We start from the raw sequence: 17,246 nt of genomic DNA, 5'->3' as shown, positions 1-17,246 counted from the left end.
AACCTACTCCCCCGTCAGTGCATTCCACATGAACCGGTAGCTCAACGCCCGGGTGAACGCGGTCTGTTCGTTGTCCGATGCGGCGGAATGTCCGCCTTCAGTGTCTTCGAAGAACCACACGTTCGCGATTCCCTGCGCCTGCATCCGGGCGGCCATCTTCCGTGCCTGCACCGGTCCCACCCGATCATCCGAGGTGGCCGTCCAGAACAACACCGGCGGATAGTCCTGTCCGTCCTCGAGGAGGTGGTAGGGCGAGAATTCCTTGATGAACGCCCAGTCCTCGGCCACGTCCGGGTCGCCATATTCGGCTTTCCACGAATAGCCGGCGCTCAGTTTCGTGTACCGGGCCATGTCCAGCAACGGGACACCGCAGGAGACTGCGCCGAAGAGCTCGGGATATTGTGTGAGCATATTGCCCACCAGCAGCCCCCGTTGGATCCGCCGGCGCAGGCGAGCGTCTTCGGGCTCGTCACTCCGCGGGCGATGAGATCGCGCGCCACGGCCGAGTGGTCTTCATAGCAGCGCATGCGGTTCTCCCGCATCGCCGAGGTGTGCCACTCAGGGCCGTATTCACCGCCGCCGCGGATGTTCGCGAGCACGTAGACGCCTCGGCGGTCTGCCGGGAGGATGTTTCCGGTGGTGCTCCGACTCAGCCAGCCGATTCCGACGACGGGTGAGTATCCGGGAGTGCGGCTGACTTCGAATCCTCCGTAGCCATCGAGCAGTGTGGGATTGTCACCGTCGAGCACGAGGTCGTCGGCCCCGATCTGGAAATACGGGACCTTCGTTCCGTCGGTGCTGGTGGCGAAGTGCTGTTCGACGCTCAGCCCTTCGGCATCGAACATCGCCGGTGCTGATTTGACCACCTCTGTTGCGGGTTCGTCTGAGTCGGTTCCCAGGGTTCCGTACGACAGGGTCGAGGGGGTGAGGAAGCCGGTGCTGACCATCCAGAAGTCATTTGCGGTGGCCGGATCGAACTTGTCGACCGCGCCGAGGCCGACCATGTGATTGGCCGGGACTCCGGGCAGAGTGGATTCGGCGAAGTCGTTGCCCAGGTCAAGGACCGTGAGCTTCGACTGGACGTCGGCGAGCAGCTCGAGCACGAGGTAGTCCCGGGTGAAGGTGAAGGACTGCAGGGAGGTGTGGGCGTCGGGGGTGAAGATCACGCGTGGAGCGATCTCGCCTGCCTTGACCGCATCGATATCGGCGGTGGCAAGGCCGCCGGCGGCCACCTCGGTGGTGGCGGACTTCCATGTCGACTGGGGTCGGAAGAGCACGAGGTCGCGTTCGAATCCGACCTCGACGTCGGTGGGGACGTCGACCTGGTTGAGTGCGTCTGCCCACTTCGTCGGTTCGGTGGAGAGCGAACCGTCAGCGCCCGTGATGTCGTCGAGATCGAGGAAGCTCATCGTCGAATTGAAGAAGTCGATGGCGTCGACGATGACGGCACGGTCGGTGGTTTCGGTGTCCGGCCGGATATCGCTGCCGACGAAGATCGCGACGTGGTCGCGCGGCACTTCGGCGACGATCGGGGCGTCGTCGAGGCTCTGACCGCGGCGGAGCGCTCGGGCTTGGCGTGGGTAGGACGAGGTCGTCAGTGAGTCGGCGTCGGTTTCGGTGGCAACGAGCACGGTGTCGTCGTCGAGCCAGGCCAGGCGGGTTTTGGCGGCGGGGATGTCGAAGCCGCCGTCGACGAAGGCGCGGTCGTCGAGGTCGAATTCGCGGACTCGGTGTGAGTCTCCTCCGTCCGGGGACAGGAGGACGAGTGCGCGCCGATTGTCGCTGCGGCGAACCATCGCCCCCGACCAGACCCAAGCTGTGTCTTCCTCTGCAGCCAGCGCGTCGAGGTCGAGCAGCACGTCCCAGTCGGGTGCGGCCGTGCGGTAGCTGTCCCAAGTGGTGCGACGCCACAGTCCTTTCGGGTTCGTCTGATCCCGCCAGAAGTTATAGAAGTGGTCCCCGCGTTTGGTGACCATCGGAATGCGGTCGTCGGAGTCCAGCGCGGTCCTCAGGTCACCGGCGATGTCGTCGAAGAGGTCGTCGTGGAATCGTTCGAGGACCGTCGCGTTCTGGTTCTTCACCCAGGCGATCTGCTGCTCGCCGTAGATGTCTTCGAGCCAGAGGTTTTCGTCGTCGGGCAGATCGGCGTTCGTCGTCGGGGCCGCTGATGGTGAGTCTTCTTCGCGCATATTCTCATCCTAATGACCGCCACCGACGTGGTTGCCCCACCTCGGGTTCCGGTACATAATCGGGCCGGGCCGTCCGGTGGGGGGGGCTTCGGGGCCGTGGCCGAGCTCGGTGAAGCCGAGTTTCTCGTAGAGCTGTCGTGCCGGGCGGTCGATATCGTCGGTCTGCGGCCAACAGCCGAAGCATCGCCGAGGCGGCTCTGCAGTTCGAATTCCCACGGATGCTTCTGTTCTTCCCACTTCCAATGGTGGCCGTTGGCGAATGAGCTCAGCCGTCCGTCGGGCTTGGTTCGTGTCAATGTCATGAGGATCTGTCCGTTGCGGTCGGAGACGTGGTAGACATCCGCAAACATCTCCGCGAACCTTGGGTCCTCGTTCAGGGACGGTTCAGCAGCAGCGGCGACGTAGAGTGCTTCGTTCTCGCTGCGAGGCGGAAGGACCCCGGAGATTCCTGGCCCCGAGGGCACGCCCTGCCAGAGTGGGCCCATTCCTTTGAGCATTCCCCACACGCTTTCGACCGCAGGGTCGTCTGCTTGGACAGAGCCGGCAAGGCAATCACCGGCCGACGGCTGCCCGTTGAGGTCGTTCATGATTATCACCATAGTCCTGTGATGGAGCAGGCAGTTGAACTTTCGGTATCGCCCCGGCGGACAGCACGTGGGCAGGCCCTCACCCGCTCCTGCGCCGACCCAGGTCACCGCTTTTCGTCCTACGCGAAGACTCGATTTACCGCCTGTTCCTATGTTCGAGGATTGCGGCGCAGAGGAGTTCTTCGGTGGGACTCATCGGTCGTTCGTCGGCATCGAAGATGTCGATTCCAACAATCGACCCGCCGATATCGATGGTCTTCGGCTGCGAGGTCCGGCGCACGTACCGCCATGGAATCAGCACCGAGAACTCGGAGTCAGCACTCGGAGGTGCGGCACGAGCACTGTCGCCGGGCGGTGCAGCACGCGCACCGTCGCCCGGCGGCGAGGCTGTCGCCTCAACCGGAATCTCGCCGTGGCGCTCCCCCGGTTCGGGACCATGTTGCCGACCGGGATCGCGCTCTCTGCCACAGTGTTCTTCCTGGTCGGAAGCACGCCTAGGAGCGGAAGCCCGCTTGGGATCCGGAAGACCGAGTGATTTGGTTCGGGTCTTGTAGTGGTGGCCGGTCGGTGTGACGACTTCGAGGGCATCGGCGGTCGCCTTGTGGCGCCACCCGCCGAGTTCCTTGAGGTAGTTGCAGGCTGCACACAGACCAGAGGAGTTGTCCCAGTCGGTTTCTCCGCCGGCCGCGACGCCCTCGGCATGATCGGCGTGCTTGATGGGTGCCTCGCACCAGGGCGAGCGACAGACATCGTCACGGAAGACGACCATACGTCGAAGCAGACCGGAGAATTCCCGGCGGCGCGAGTCCATCCGCACGAGCTGACCGTCTTCGGGCCGCGTGTACAGTCTGCGGATGAAGGTGGCGGCTTCGTTCTCGGCCACGATGTCCCGTGCGGCTTTCGCCGGGATCGGACCGACCCCGGGGAACCATGCCGATTCCTCGCCGGGCCCGAACAGACTGCTGTCCTGCATGATGAGGTGGACCTCTGTCGGCACGGCCTGAGCGGATTCCTGCCCTGTCAGTCGCTCGACCAACAGATCGGCCGCGATCTGGCTCTGCGACCGTCCGTCTGCTTCGCCCGTGGCGATGACGGTCTGCGCCGACTTCTTGAGGTTGGCGAATGCAGCCACAGCCTGCGACATCGGCAACAGCGCGGTCAGGTATGCCATGTTGCCCGGTGCCGGACGCACGCTGACCGAGCGCTCTTCGACACAACGCTCGAGGTGGTCGACCGCAGCCCGCTGGTCGAGCTTCTGAGCCAGTGCACGCACTTCGTTTCCGAGGCGTTTGACGCCGACCTCTGGGAGACGTTCGGCCATGCGCTCGTCGAGCTCGAGCTTCTTCTCCTGTGGAAGCCAGTCGGACTCTTTGGCGACGACCCGCGCCTTCTCTTCGGAGATGTCGCCGCCCTTCATCGCCGCGTATGTCTTGGGCAGTTCCACGAGCAGGGTGCGGGAGAATTTGAGCAGTGCGTCTCCGCGGGAGCGTGAGACCTTCCGTGCCAAGGCCACTTCGGCACCGAGGCCGCGACCCTGTTTCTTGCTGGCAACGCCGTCCTCGGCTTCGCGGTTGCGACGGAGCATGTCGAACGTCAAGGTTTCGCGAGCCTGGGCGGCGGCGCACGCGGAGGTCAGCTCCTCGAGCGCCGTGATCCGATCGATCGCTTCCGCTTCGGTCTTGGCCGGAGGCAATTCGGACAGGCTACGACGCCACCGATGGATCTCGGTGAGGACGTCTGAAACCTGCTCTGCTTCCATGCCCACCACACTAGAGGTCGGCACTGACACGAGATTTCTCGCACGCATCAGCAGAGGTCAGAGCCCCATAAACGCAAGGGCCCCGTCACTGCTGAGATGGCCTCAGTTCAGTTCTTCGCCGGTCGTCTCTCGTGCCATGAAGCTCATCAGGATAACTGCGACGACGACAAGTGCTCCGGTGAGGATGAACGTCAGTGTCAGTCCGAGCACCGGCCACATAAACGCGCCGAACACGATCGGAGCGATTCCCGTGGCCAACCGCGAAGCCGCCGAAGCCCAGCCGAAACCGGATCCGCGCAGTCGGGTCGGATAGAGCTCGGAGACGTAAGTGTAGAGCGTCGGAATGGCGATCTGGACGACGAAGCCGAACCCGATGATCGCGGCCTTCGCAGTCCAGGTGAGTTCGGCGCCGGAAGCTTCGATGAACACTGCCGCCCCGACGAGCAGCACCGCCGCCACGATTGACGAGACGCTGAGCACCCATTTGCGACCGAACCGTTCGACGACGAGCGCAGAGACGATCACGCCGAGCATGCCCACTGCAGTCATCGCTCCGGTGACGAGGAACGCCGCCTGATCGGCGAGCCCCTGCTTCTTGAGGATCCCCGGCAGCCATGTCAATGCCGCGTAGTAGACAAGGAGGACGGAGACGAAGAGCGACCAGGCGACGAGTGTCGTCTTCGCAGAGTGCTGCCACAGCTGCACGAGCTGTCCAGTCGCTGCACGCAGCTGCCCGCCGACCTTGGGTCCGGTGGTCGGCGTCGCAGGTGCCGCGTCCGAGGTCAGTGTCGCAGTCCCTGCACCCGTGGTCGATGTCGTGCCCGCACCGGCCAGGGCCGCCCCCGCACCACGGCCGCCCACCGACTCATGCGTCCACTCGCGCACATCGGCGCCGGTGCGTTCGACGAGGCGGGCGATGATAACGTCGGCCTCAGCGTAGCGGCCTACGGAGGCGAGGTAGAGAGGGGATTCCGGGATTCCGAACCGCACGGCGACGGTGAGCAGTGCGGGAACGATCATGACGAGCATGATCAGCCGCCAGTCGCCGAAATCAAGCAGGTAGGCCGACACAAACGCGCAGAGCGAGGCGCCGATCGGCCACCAGCCGTCCATCGCAGTGAGCACGCGCCCGCGGTGACGGCTCGGAGAGAACTCCCCGACGAGGGCATAGTCGACGGGGATGCATCCGCCGAGCCCGAATCCCGCAAGGAAGCGGAAGAGGATGGACCATCCAAAAGCGGGTGCGAACGCTCCGGCCACGGTGAAGATCGAGAACACGAGCAGCGTGAGAGTGAACGCCTTCTTCCGCCCGATGACATCGGCTATGCCGCCCCAGATGAAGGCTCCCAATGCCATGCCGATGAGGTTGGCGGTCGCGATCCAGGCGGCCTGACCGACGCTGAGGCCCCAATAGTCGCTGAGCAGCGGAATGAGGAATCCGTTGAGGGCGACGTCCCAAGCGTCGAACATGAATCCGAGCCCGCCGATGATGAAGATGGCACCTTGTGTGCGCCATTTCCATGGCAGGTGAGCGATGACTTCGGAGGCTGTCGGAACCGACGCCGAGGTGGTCGTGTGCACGAGGCCAGAGTACCTTAATTAACGCACAACTGAGTAAAAGTTCCACACGCAGACGGCAGACCCAGCTGAAGGCGGGCTGCCGCGAACCTCTTCGCAGCAGCCCGCCTCATGAGCACGCTTCGCCGCCTGAAACAGGCGACACCCAGTGGATCAGGCCAGACGCACGAGCCAGTTGTTCTTGTCCTCGACACGTCCGTACTGGATGTCGAGCAGCGTCTTGCGCATCTCCATGGTCTTCTCACCAGCGTCCTCACCATGGTCGATGGTGAAGTCTTCGCTGACGAGCTTGCTGATCGGCGTGATGACCGCAGCGGTGCCGCAGGCGAATGCCTCGACGATCTCTCCGCTGGCCGCGCCCTCACGCCACTCCTCGATGGAGATCTGACGCTCTTCGGGTTCGAGGCCGAGCTGCGGTGCGAGTTCGAGGAGCGAACGACGGGTGACGCCGTCGAGGATCGTATCGCTGAGCGAAGGAGTGAGCAGCTTGCCGTCCTTGGTCACGAGCATGAGGTTCATGCCGCCGAGCTCGTCGATGTACTTGTTCTCGACCGAATCGGTGAAAAGCACCTGCTGGCACCCCTTGGCGGCCGCCTCGTTGGTCGCCACCAGCGACGATGCATAGTTGCCGCCGCACTTGGCGAAACCGGTGCCGCCCGCGCCGGCGCGCTTGAGCTTCGGCGAGAGCCAGATCGACAGCGGCTTGATGCCGCCGGAGAAGTAGGGTCCTGCCGGCGAGGCGATGGCGTAGTAGTCGACCTCATGGCTCGCCCGGACACCGAGGAACCGCTCCGTGGCGATCATGAACGGGCGCAGGTACAGGCTCGACTCGTCGGCCTCCGATTCCGGCGTCGGGACCCAGGCCTGGTCGAGGCTGACCAGCTGCCTGAGCGAGTTGATGAAGTCCTCTTCGGACAGCTGCGGCAGTGCGAGGCGCTCGGCGGACCTGTTGATGCGCGCGGCATTGCGCTCGGGCCGGAACGTCCACACCGAACCGTCGGCATGACGGTAGGCCTTGAGCCCTTCGAAGATCTCCTGAGCATAGTGGAGAACTGCGGCCGCAGGATCGAGCTGCAGCGGCCCGTACGGCCTGACCTCATGTCCCTGCCAACCGTCATCGACCGTGTATCGGATGTGCGCCATATGGTCGGTGAAGTACTGGCCGAAGCCGGGGTCCTTCTTGATGTTCTCGCGCACCAGCTCGGGTTGCGGCTGGAGGTTCTTAAGAACGGTGAAATCTGTCATGAAAACTCTCTTCTCATTTGTGATGAGTGACACTTTCAGGGTAGTCCATCACCCCGGTGCTCGTCGCACCGGGGTGATGTCGTCGACCCTGAGATCAGCCGTCAGTCAATCGGGTTGTTTATCGCAGAGGCGACCCCGTCGTCACCCATCCGCCCCTCACCGAGGCGGTCGACCACGTCAGCCGAGGCGTGCCGCGATCGCGTCGCCCACCTCGGTGGTGGACCGCTTCGTTCCGTCGCGCTCGGCGAGGTCGGCCTCGACGGCCGTCTCAATCGCCTTGGCCACGGTCTCGAGTCCCAGATTGGAGGCCATGAGCGCTCCCGAGAGAATCGAGGCGGTCGGGTCGGCGATCTGCTGGCCTGCGATGTCGGGAGCAGATCCGTGGATCGGCTCGAACAGGCTCGGCGCCGTTCCTTCTACGTTGAGGTTCCCCGAGGCGGCCAGACCGATTCCGCCGGTAACCGCGGCTGCGAGGTCGGTGAGGATGTCACCGAAGAGGTTGTCGGTGACGATGACGTCGTAGCGCTCGGGATTCGTGACCATGTAGATCGTGCACGCGTCGGTGTGCTCGTAGTTGACCGCCACCTCGGGGTATTCCTGGCCGACCTTCTCGACCACGCGACGCCACAGGTGACCGGCGTGGACCATGACATTGTGCTTGTGCACGTACGTGAGCTTTTTGTTCCGAGCCTGAGCGCGGGCGAAGGCATCGCGGACAGCGCGCTCGACTCCGTACCAGGTGTTGACCGAGACCTCGGTCGCAACTTCCTGCGGGGTGTCCGTGCGAACGGATCCACCGGATCCGGTGTACGAACCTTCGGTGCCCTCACGGACGACGACGAAATCGATCTTGCCGGGATCGGCCAGCGGGCTGGTGACTCCGGCGAACAGTTTCGAGGGACGCAGGTTCACCGCATGGCTCAGCCCGAAGCGCATCTTGAGGATCACTCCGCGCTCGAGCACGCCGGAAGGCACGGACGGATCTCCGCAGGCACCGAAGAAGATGGCATCATGTCCACGCAGCGATTCGAGCTCTTCGTCGGTAAGCGTCTCGCCGGTCTCGTGGTAGCGCTGGGCACCGACCTTGTAGTCGGTGAGCTCGAGCTCGACTGGCTCGCCGGACACCTCGATGGCGCGTTTGAGGACTTTGAGGCCTTCGGGGACGACCTCGTTGCCGATTCCATCTCCGGGCATGACTGCGATTGAGAACTTCATGCTCTCAGAATAGAACCGCATCTCACGATACAACTACTGCGTCTTACAATATGAACTTCCGACCACGACCATACACAGGCGAGAAGCCACAGCGACCTCGGCCGCCCGCAAGCGACTTTCCCCCATTGCGCGAGGCCTGCCGTCGCCGCGGACCCCACGCTGCTTATACCGTCATGAACAATTTCACGTCTCAATCCCTGTTCTCGGCTACACATCCGGCTCCGCAGGGACGAAGATGGATACAGCACCCCAAACCCCGTGGGGGCCGCACAGAAACAGCCCCGAGAGAAAGTCGATCATTGACCGAGACCATCCGCAACGCCCGTGCCGCAGCTCTGCCCGCCAAACTCTCCCGGTCCTGGCTGCTCGTCAATGCTGCGAAAGAGGAGATCTTCACTCCCGCGCAGACTTCGGAAGCGGACTCCGTCATCTTCGATCTCGAAGCCTCCGTCGCCGATGACAAGAAGCTCGAAGCTCGTGACAATGTCGTGCGCGCACTGGAGAACGGAATGTCAGCCTGGGTGCGCATCAACAAGATGGAGTCCGAGTTCTGGGATGACGACCTCGCCGCCGTGGCCATGCTGCCGGGACTGCGCGGAGTCATGCTCCCTGAGACCGAACGCCCCGAGCAGGTGTCCTACACCGCGATGCGGGCGAAGGCCGGGCTGCCCGTGCTCGCACTTCTCGAATCGGCCCGCGGAGTCGAGAACGCCACCCGCATCGCGGAGGCGCCCGGTACCTTCCGTCTGGCCTTCGGCACGAACGACTTCCGCAAGGACACCGGCTTCTCCGGCGACCCGATGGCCCTGGCTTATGCCCGTTCGCGCCTGACAATCGCCTCCCGCATGGGCGGCCTGCCCGGTCCCATCGACGGACCGTCGGCGGCCGACGCCGATGACGAGAAAGTCTGGGCCGACGCCGAGGTCACGCACATGATGGGCATGACCGGCAAGCTCGTCCTCACCGTCGACCAGGTCAACACCCTCAACGAGGCGATGAGCCCGAGCGAGGACGAACGTGACTGGGCCCGCCAGATGCTCGAAGCCGCCGAAGGCGGGTCCGAGATCACCGACGGCTCCTACCTGCCGCGCCTAGCCCGTGCGAAGAAGATCGCATCACTGGCCGACACCTACGGCCTCTGGAACGCTTGAGCCGACAGCCGTCCTGGCTGCTGTGGTCAACACTGCCAGCCGCCCTGTTCGTCATCGCCTTCGGGCTGTGGCTGCATCTCGAGCGCATCGGCCCGACGCCGATCGATCAGTCCTGGCTGGAGTTCGTCGGCCTCGATGAGGGTTCGGTGCCGTACTGGATCGCCGTCGTTCTCGCCGAGGTCGGCGGAGGCACCGGCGTGGTCATCTGCACCGCGCTGCTCATGGGCCTCTTCGTGGTGCGCAGACGACTGCGCTCGGCGGTCTTTCTCGTCACGACGATGCTCGCCGGCATCGCCGTCTCGGAGATCCTCAAGGCCATCGTCACCCGCCTGCGCCCCGGCGATCAGCTCTACGAGTCCTTAGGCTTCTCCTACCCCTCGGGGCATTCGATGGGCGCGGCTGCGCTGGCCATGAGTCTGGCCATCATCGCCTGCCGTCGTCACCAGCTGCGCAGATCGCCGGATCAGGCGGCAGAAGCACGAACACCGAGGCTGGGCTTCCATTGGTCGTTCGTCCTCGCTGCCATCTGGATCCTCGCGATGATGTGGTCGCGGACCGCGCTTCAGGTCCACTGGCTCACCGATACTATCGCCGGCGCCTTCATCGGCATCGCCGTCGCCGTTCTCGCTGACGAATTCTGGATCCTGATCGCGCAGAGGACCCGCTCACCCCGCTTCGCTCTGTGGCTTGCGGGCTGAACGGGTCCTGCTTGAAAGTTTCTCAGTCCTCCTGGAGCGAGACACCGGTGAAGGCCGAAGCATTCACTGCACCGGCCACAGCCTTGACGACCTCGTCCGAGACGACCGAATCCACGGCGAGCACGGACAGCGCCTCGTTGCTCGTCGATGCGGGTGAGACCTGCATGCCCGCGATGTTGACGTTGTTGGCGCCGAGCGCCAGACCCAGCTGACCGATGATTCCCGGACGATCCTCGTAGCGGAAGATCAGCAGATTGTCGGTCAGTTCGATCTCGAGCGAGTAGCCGTCGACTTCGGTGAGCTTCTGCACGAGCTTCGGACCGGTCACGGTGCCGGACACGGAGATGCGCTGTCCGGTGCTCGTCGTCGCGGTCAGACGGGTGATGTTGCGGAACGACTCGCAGTACGGATCGGTGACCAGCTCGACGCCGATTCCGCGCTCTTCGGCCAGCAGCGGAGCGTTGACGTAGGAGACCTGGTCGGACACCACGTCCTTGAACAGGCCCTTGAGCGCGGAGAGCTTGAGGACGGAGACGTCCTTGTCGGCGATCTCGCCGTTGACCTCGACCTTGAAGTGCGTGACCGAGGAGTCGGCCAGAGCGTTGACGACCCGGCCCAGACGTTCGGCCAGCGGGATGCCCGGACGCACATCCTCGTGGATGGCGCCACCCGCGACATTGACCGCATCGGGGACGAGTTCGCCGGCCAGTGCCTTGCGCACGGACTTCGCCACGGCGACACCGGCCTTCTCCTGAGCCTCATGGGTCGAGGCGCCGAGGTGCGGGGTGACGTTGACGGCGTCGAGGTCCATGAGTGCCGAGTGCTCCGGCGGTTCGACGTTCCAGACGTCGATTCCGGCGCCGCCGACCTCACCGTTGGCCACGGCTTCGGCCAGGGCCGCCTCGTCGATGATGCCGCCGCGGGCGACGTTGATGAACCGGGCTTCGGGCTTGGCCGCCTTGAGTTCTTCGGTGCTGATCATGCCGACTGTCTCCGGCGTCTTCGGCATGTGCACGGTGACGAAGTCGGACACGGCGAGCAGGCTTGGCAGGTCGAGGACCTCGACGCCCATCTGAGCAGCACGAGCCTGAGTGATGTAGGGGTCGTAGCCGACGAGTCGCATGCCGAAGGCCTTCGCACGTTCGGCGACGAGTCCGCCGATGCGGCCGAGGCCGACGATGCCCAGAGTCTTCTCGTAGAGTTCGACGCCGGTGTACTTCTTCCGGTTCCACTCCCCCGCCTTCAGCGAGGTGTTTCCGGCACCGAAGTAGCGAGCCGAACCGAGGATGTGAGCCATCGTCAGCTCGGCTGCGGAGATGATGTTCGACGTGGGTGCGTTGACGACCATGACACCCGCCGAGGTGGCTGCGGGGACATCGACGTTGTCGAGTCCGACTCCGGCGCGGGCGATGACCTTGAGGTTCTTCGCCGCATTGATGGCTTCGGCGTCGACCTGCGTGGCCGACCGGACGAGGATCGCATCGGCGTCGGCGATGGCGGGCAGGAGCTGGGATCGATCGGCGCCCTCCGTGTGACGGATCTCGAAGTCTCCTCCGAGAGCTTCGATGGTGGCCGGTGACAGTTCTTCGGCGATGAGCACGACGGGCTTGGGCACTGATTTCCTCCTGTTGCGTCCGGGACGCGTCCACCTTATGAGACTTTCGGGATTCCTTCACAAAGTCTCAGATTCTGGGAAGAATCGCTCAACAGACAGTGCCGCAGCCTCAGAACCCGTGGCGTGCTCAGAATCCGTTCGGCGAATACGGTGCCCGACCGAGACTGAACATCGCGCTGGCGAGCACCGCGGATCCCGGCGTCTGCTCATCGATGCGCCCGGCACGGGCGAGGATGACGGGATCGGCGCCGCCGAGGTACAGGGACCCGAGTTCGGCGATGCCGAGCCCCAGGTCCGCCGGCGTCGAGTCGGAAGCAGGGGTCACCTCGGCGTTCTCACCATCCGAGGTGATCGTGAAGCGCCCGCCGGCGAGGTCGAGGGAATCGTCGATGTCGATCGTCAGCGTTCCAGGCACATACCAGGGGCGAGCCTCGAGCGCGGCCTTGACGTCGAGGATGCGGATCCAGATATTGTCCTCGCTCGCGACGGTCTTCACGCGCCGCGAATCGGTGAGCAGCCACGGCAGCGGGGAGTATTCGGCGGACTCGCCGAAGGTCACTCGGGTCGACAGGTCGATGGCCGCGAGGAACGACCACAGGGACGCGTAGGCCGCATCGGTGACAGCCACGAAGTCGATGATGTCGACGGTCGGCGGGCTCTTCGACCAGCCGGCGAACTTATAGGACACGTAGCCGTCGGGCTCGCCTTGTTCGTCGAAATGCAGGGCCGCGCGGACGCCCCGGTCCTCTTCGCCCGTCTCAGTGTTGAGCGCCCCGGTGGCGCGTTCGATATAGGTCTGCTGGCGCTCCATCGCTCCGGGCGAGGTGCGCATGAATCGGTTGTAGATCTGCGGAGCCAGTTCGCGCAGCTCGCTGGGCAGGCACATCTCCACGCGACGATCGGGTTCGCGGACCATTTTGAAGCCGGGAGAGGTGTCGACCTCGATCGAACGCAGCCAGGTCGCCACACCGAAGCCGAAGCGCGAGTAGATTCCGCCTTCGGTCGCGGTCAGCGCGGCGAACGGGTAGCCGCTCGCCTTCGCCTCGGCGAGGTCCGTGGTCATGAGCGACCGCAGCAGACCGCGCCGCCGATGGGTCGGACGCACCGTGATCCAGGTGATGAGGTGTCCGGGAATCAGCCGCCCGCCGCCGACGTTGACGAGTTTTTCGAACCAGGCGAAGGTCGCTACCGGGATGGTGGAGTCGAGGCCGTGGCCGAACTCCTGGTCGGCGTAGACGGCGGTGAGCTTGCGCCCATCGGCGATCGCCCGCTTCACCCTGCCCACCAGAGCCTTATCCGTGGAGCGGGGGTCATGGAAGCCGACGCTCGTCGAGGCGAAGTACGCCTTGGTGCGCTCATCCGGTTCGCCGGTGGCCTCATCGATAGTGGGCTCGAAGTCTTCGAATCTGTAATTCGTCACACATCCACAGTAGTCCAGATCGGTGCCGCCGGCGGAAGATTCACCCGAACGATCGCCGTCCGAGGCCTTGGGATCGCCGAGGCGCGGGGATCGCTGCGGTGAATGAGTCGGAGCCCCGGACACCGAGCGGTGTCCGGGGCTCCTGCGATCAGTACCGAGTGACGATCAGTACCGAGTGATCAGACTCAGCGAGCGGCGGTGCCCTCGGTGTAGTCGTCGTCGGAATCCTTCAGCCATGCGAACATCTTCCGCAGCTCGCGACCGGTGGACTCGATCGGGTGCTGCTCTTCCTTGGCGCGCAGCTCCTTGAACTCCGGTGCGCCGTTCTTCTGGTCGTTCATGAAGCGCTCGGCGAACTTTCCGTTCTGGATGTCGTCGAGGACGCCCTTCATGTTCTCCTTGACCTCAGGGGTGATGACCCGCGGGCCGGAGACGTAGTCGCCGTACTCGGCGGTATCGGAGCACGACCAACGCTGCTTGGCGATGCCGCCTTCGACCATGAGGTCGACGATGAGCTTGAGCTCGTGAAGGACCTCGAAGTAGGCGATCTCGGGCTGGTAGCCGGCCTCGGTCAGGGTCTCAAAGCCGTACTGGACGAGGTGCGAGACGCCGCCGCAGAGCACAGTCTGCTCACCGAACAGGTCGGTCTCGGTCTCCTCGGTGAAGGTGGTCTTGATGCCGCCGGCGCGCAAGCCGCCGATGCCCTTGGCATAGGACAGGACGGTGTCCCAGGCCTTTCCGGAGGCGTCGACCTCGACGGCGACGAGCACGGGCACGCCGCGACCGTCGACGAACTCACGACGGACCACGTGGCCCGGTCCCTTCGGGGCGACCATGATGACGTCGACGCCCTCGGGAGCCTTGATGTAGTCGTAGCGGATGTTGAAGCCGTGGATGAACACGAGGGTCTTGCCGGGGGCCAGCTGATCCTTGATCTCGTTGTTGAAGATCTCAGCCTGGACCTGATCGGGTGCGGCGATGGTGATGACATCGGCCCATGCGGCCACCTCAGCGGGGGTGCCGACCTCGAGGCCTTCGGCTGCTGCCTTGTCGCGGCTGGCCGAGCCCTCCTTGAGACCAATGCGAACTTCAGCGCCGGAGTCGCGCAGGCTCAGCGAGTGGGCGTGGCCCTGGCTGCCGTAGCCGATGACGCCGACCTTCTTGCCCTGGATGACCGACAGGTCTGCATTGTCGTCATAATAGCGTTCTGCTGCCATAGTTCTAGCTCCTTTGGATTACGGGGTGATGTCCCCATTGTTTCACAGTTCGGTACTGCTGTTCACGTATTGAGATGACTGGGGTTCCACAGGTTGGAACGCGAAATCAGCTGCGGAGCGCGCGATCGGTGATCGACTTCGCCCCGCGTCCGATGGCAACGGTTCCCGACTGCACGATCTCCTTGATGCCGAAGGGCTCCAGGACCTCACGCAGCGCCTCGACCTTGCCGAGCTCGCCGGTGGCCTCGATGCTGACGGAGTCGGGTCCGACGTCGACGATCTTCGCCCGGAACATCTCCACCGCCGAGGCGACCTGCGGCCGTGTCGCCGCATTCGCCTTGACCTTGTAGATGATGTGCGCGCGACGCACCGAGGACTCGGGTTCGAGTTCGACGATCTTGATGACGTTGACGAGCTTGTTCAGCTGCTTCGTCACCTGCTCCAGAGGAACATCGTTGACGTCGACGACCACGGTGATCCGCGAGAGTTCTTCGTGCTCGGTCACGCCGACGGCGAGGCTGTGGATGTTGAAGCCGCGACGGGCGATGAGACCGGTGAACCGAGTGAGCACACCTGGCTTGTTCTCGACCAGGACAGAGAGTGTGTGCCGGCTGTTGTTCATTCCAGGCCTCCTTCGATCTGAGCCACGGAACGCACCGTGCCGTCTTCATTCATTCCCGCCTCGGCGATGGCGGCTTCGGCTTCCTCTTCGCCTTCCCCGTCGAATTCGGGGCGAATGCCGCGGGCGTACTCGATCTCATCGTTCGACACGCCAGCCGCGACCATCGGCCACACCATCGCATCCGGTGGGACCGTGAAGTCGAGGACGACCGGTCGATCATTGATCGACAGCGCCTTCTCGATCGCGGCATCGACATCCTCATTGCGGTCCACGCGCAGCGCTTCGCAACCGTAGGCTTCGGCCAGTTTGGCGAAGTCGGGGATGCGGATCGTCTCGTGACCGGTGTTGAGGTCGGTGTTCGAGTAGCGGCCGTCGTAGAACAGGGTCTGCCACTGACGGACCATCCCTAAGGACGAGTTGTTGATGATCGCAACCTTGATCGGGATGTTGTTGAGCGCACAGGTGGCCAGTTCCTGATTCGTCATCTGGAAGCAGCCGTCACCGTCGATCGCCCACACCACACGGTCGGGCTGACCGACCTTCGCACCCATGGCCGCGGGCACGGAATAGCCCATGGTGCCGAGTCCGCCGGAGTTCAGCCAGGACTTCGGACGCTCGAATTCGATGAACTGAGCCGCCCACATCTGATGCTGCCCCACGCCCGCGGCATAGACCGCCTCGGGGCCGGTGAGAGCAGAGATCCGGGAGATGACGTACTGCGGATCACACAGATCGCCGTGCGCCTCATAGCCGAGCGGGTAGGTCTGCTTGAGGCGGTTGAGGAAACGCCACCACGGTTCGCGCTGACGTTCCAGAGCCTTGGGGAACTTGCTGCGCATCTCCGCGAGCATCTCGGCGAGCACTTCGCGGGCATCGCCGACGATGGCGACGTCGACCTCGCGGTTCTTGCCGATCTCGGCCGGGTCGATATCGGCGTGGATGACCTGCGCGTTCGGAGCGAAGGAATCGAGCTTGCCGGTCACGCGGTCATCGAAGCGGGCGCCGATGGCGATGAGCAGGTCGGCCTTCTGGAAGGCGGTGACGGCCGGCACGCTGCCGTGCATCCCGGGCATGCCCAGGTGCAGCTGGTGCGAATCCGGGAAGGCTCCGCGCGCCATGAGCGTGGTGACCACGGGAATGTTCGTCGCCTCCGCCAGGCGCAGCAGCTCCTTCTCGGCCTCCGAGCGGATGACGCCGCCGCCGATGTAGAACACGGGGCGCTGAGCCTCGGACATCAGACGCGCGGCCTCGCGGATCTGCTTGGCGTGCGGCTTGAGGATCGGGCGGTAGCCGGGCAGCGCCGGCTCCTCCGGCCACACGAACGGGGCCGTTCCGGTCTGCGCATCCTTGGTGATGTCGACGAGCACGGGGCCGGGACGACCGGTGGTCGCGATGTGGTGGGCGTTGACGAGCGCGGCCGGAATGTCCTCGGCGCGGGTGACGAGGAAGCTGTGCTTGGTCACCGGCATCGTCATGCCGACGATATCGGCTTCCTGGAACGCATCGGTGCCGAGCAGCGACGAGGCCTGCTGACCGGTGATCGCGAGCATCGGCACGGAGTCCATATGCGCATCGGCCAGCGCCGTGATGAGGTTCGTCGCACCCGGGCCCGAGGTGGCGATGCACACGCCGAGCTTGCCCGAGGCGGCCGCATAGCCTTCGGCCGCATGGCCGGCACCCTGCTCGTGGCGGACGAGGATGTGGCGGATCTTCTCCGTCTCGAACAGCGGGTCATAGGTGGGAAGGATGGTTCCGCCGGGAAGCCCGAATACCGTGTCGACCTCGAGCTTCTCGAGGCTGCGGACGATCGCCTGTGCGCCGGTGAGGACCTCGGGGCCGGTGTTGCGGCGAATGCTGGACGGTGTGGCTGTGACCGGTGCGGACGCGGGTTGAGTGCCCGTGTCCTTCGCGGTCGAGGGCTTGGCTGCCATCGATTCCTATCCTTCCTAG

At 64.4% G+C, this 17,246-nt stretch carries 11 protein-coding genes and 1 pseudogene; 2 read left to right on the top strand and 10 right to left on the bottom strand.

Annotation, left to right across the window (positions count from 1 at the left end):
* Positions 1-3 precede the first annotated feature (3 nt).
* The 5 genes and pseudogenes from BLU88_RS08090 to BLU88_RS08065 form a co-directional block, all read right to left on the bottom strand.
* A pseudogene (locus BLU88_RS08090) lies at positions 4-2,189 on the bottom strand (prolyl oligopeptidase family serine peptidase).
* A gap of 723 nt (positions 2,190-2,912) precedes the next feature.
* Positions 2,913-4,535 (bottom strand): HNH endonuclease, encoded by a 1,623-nt coding sequence (locus BLU88_RS08080; RefSeq protein ID WP_092012229.1) that lies wholly within the window; start codon positions 4,533-4,535, stop codon positions 2,913-2,915.
* 102 nt (positions 4,536-4,637) lie between these two features.
* Positions 4,638-6,116 carry an MFS transporter gene (locus tag BLU88_RS08075; protein WP_092012226.1) on the bottom strand — a complete coding sequence of 493 codons (1,479 nt, stop codon included), beginning with the start codon at positions 6,114-6,116 and terminating at the stop codon, positions 4,638-4,640.
* Between the two features lie 150 nt (positions 6,117-6,266).
* On the bottom strand, positions 6,267-7,358 hold the full coding sequence (locus BLU88_RS08070) for a branched-chain amino acid aminotransferase (RefSeq protein ID WP_092012223.1): 1,092 nt from the start codon (positions 7,356-7,358) through the stop codon (positions 6,267-6,269).
* A 177-nt stretch (positions 7,359-7,535) separates the two neighbouring features.
* Positions 7,536-8,573: a 3-isopropylmalate dehydrogenase gene (locus BLU88_RS08065; RefSeq protein ID WP_092017321.1), complete on the bottom strand. Its 1,038-nt coding sequence runs from the start codon at positions 8,571-8,573 to the stop codon at positions 7,536-7,538.
* Positions 8,574-8,872: 299 nt separating this feature from the next.
* Here BLU88_RS08065 and BLU88_RS08060 point away from each other — a divergent pair, with 299 nt between their 5' ends.
* Positions 8,873-9,724 carry an HpcH/HpaI aldolase/citrate lyase family protein gene (locus BLU88_RS08060; protein WP_092012220.1) on the top strand — a complete coding sequence of 284 codons (852 nt, stop codon included), beginning with the start codon at positions 8,873-8,875 and terminating at the stop codon, positions 9,722-9,724.
* A complete protein-coding gene (locus tag BLU88_RS08055; protein WP_092012217.1) occupies positions 9,721-10,422 on the top strand; it encodes a phosphatase PAP2 family protein in 702 nt (233 codons plus the stop codon). Before BLU88_RS08060 ends, BLU88_RS08055 begins: the two co-directional genes overlap by 4 nt.
* A gap of 22 nt (positions 10,423-10,444) precedes the next feature.
* On the opposite strand, the gene serA is transcribed toward BLU88_RS08055, so the two are convergent.
* The 5 genes from serA to BLU88_RS08030 all read right to left on the bottom strand — a co-directional run bounded on the left by serA (position 10,445) and on the right by BLU88_RS08030 (position 17,227).
* Complete coding sequence (gene serA / locus BLU88_RS08050; protein ID WP_092012212.1) at positions 10,445-12,037, bottom strand: phosphoglycerate dehydrogenase; 1,593 nt, start codon at positions 12,035-12,037, stop codon at positions 10,445-10,447.
* Positions 12,038-12,164: 127 nt separating this feature from the next.
* Complete coding sequence (locus BLU88_RS08045; RefSeq protein ID WP_092017319.1) at positions 12,165-13,457, bottom strand: GNAT family N-acetyltransferase; 1,293 nt, start codon at positions 13,455-13,457, stop codon at positions 12,165-12,167.
* A gap of 185 nt (positions 13,458-13,642) precedes the next feature.
* On the bottom strand, positions 13,643-14,674 hold the full coding sequence (gene ilvC, locus BLU88_RS08040; protein WP_092012209.1) for a ketol-acid reductoisomerase: 1,032 nt from the start codon (positions 14,672-14,674) through the stop codon (positions 13,643-13,645).
* Positions 14,675-14,780: 106 nt separating this feature from the next.
* Positions 14,781-15,296, bottom strand: coding sequence for an acetolactate synthase small subunit (gene ilvN, locus BLU88_RS08035; RefSeq protein ID WP_025779412.1), 516 nt, complete (start codon positions 15,294-15,296; stop codon positions 14,781-14,783).
* Positions 15,293-17,227, bottom strand: a complete 1,935-nt coding sequence (locus BLU88_RS08030; protein ID WP_092012207.1) for an acetolactate synthase large subunit — start codon at positions 17,225-17,227, stop codon at positions 15,293-15,295. The genes ilvN and BLU88_RS08030 overlap by 4 nt, the downstream gene beginning before the upstream one ends.
* Positions 17,228-17,246 lie beyond the last annotated feature (19 nt).

This window comes from Brevibacterium siliguriense (assembly GCF_900105315.1).
GTDB classification, from domain to species: domain Bacteria; phylum Actinomycetota; class Actinomycetes; order Actinomycetales; family Brevibacteriaceae; genus Brevibacterium; species Brevibacterium siliguriense.
Note: the sequence above shows the minus strand (reverse complement) of the source record. Positions and strands in the feature narration are given on the sequence as shown.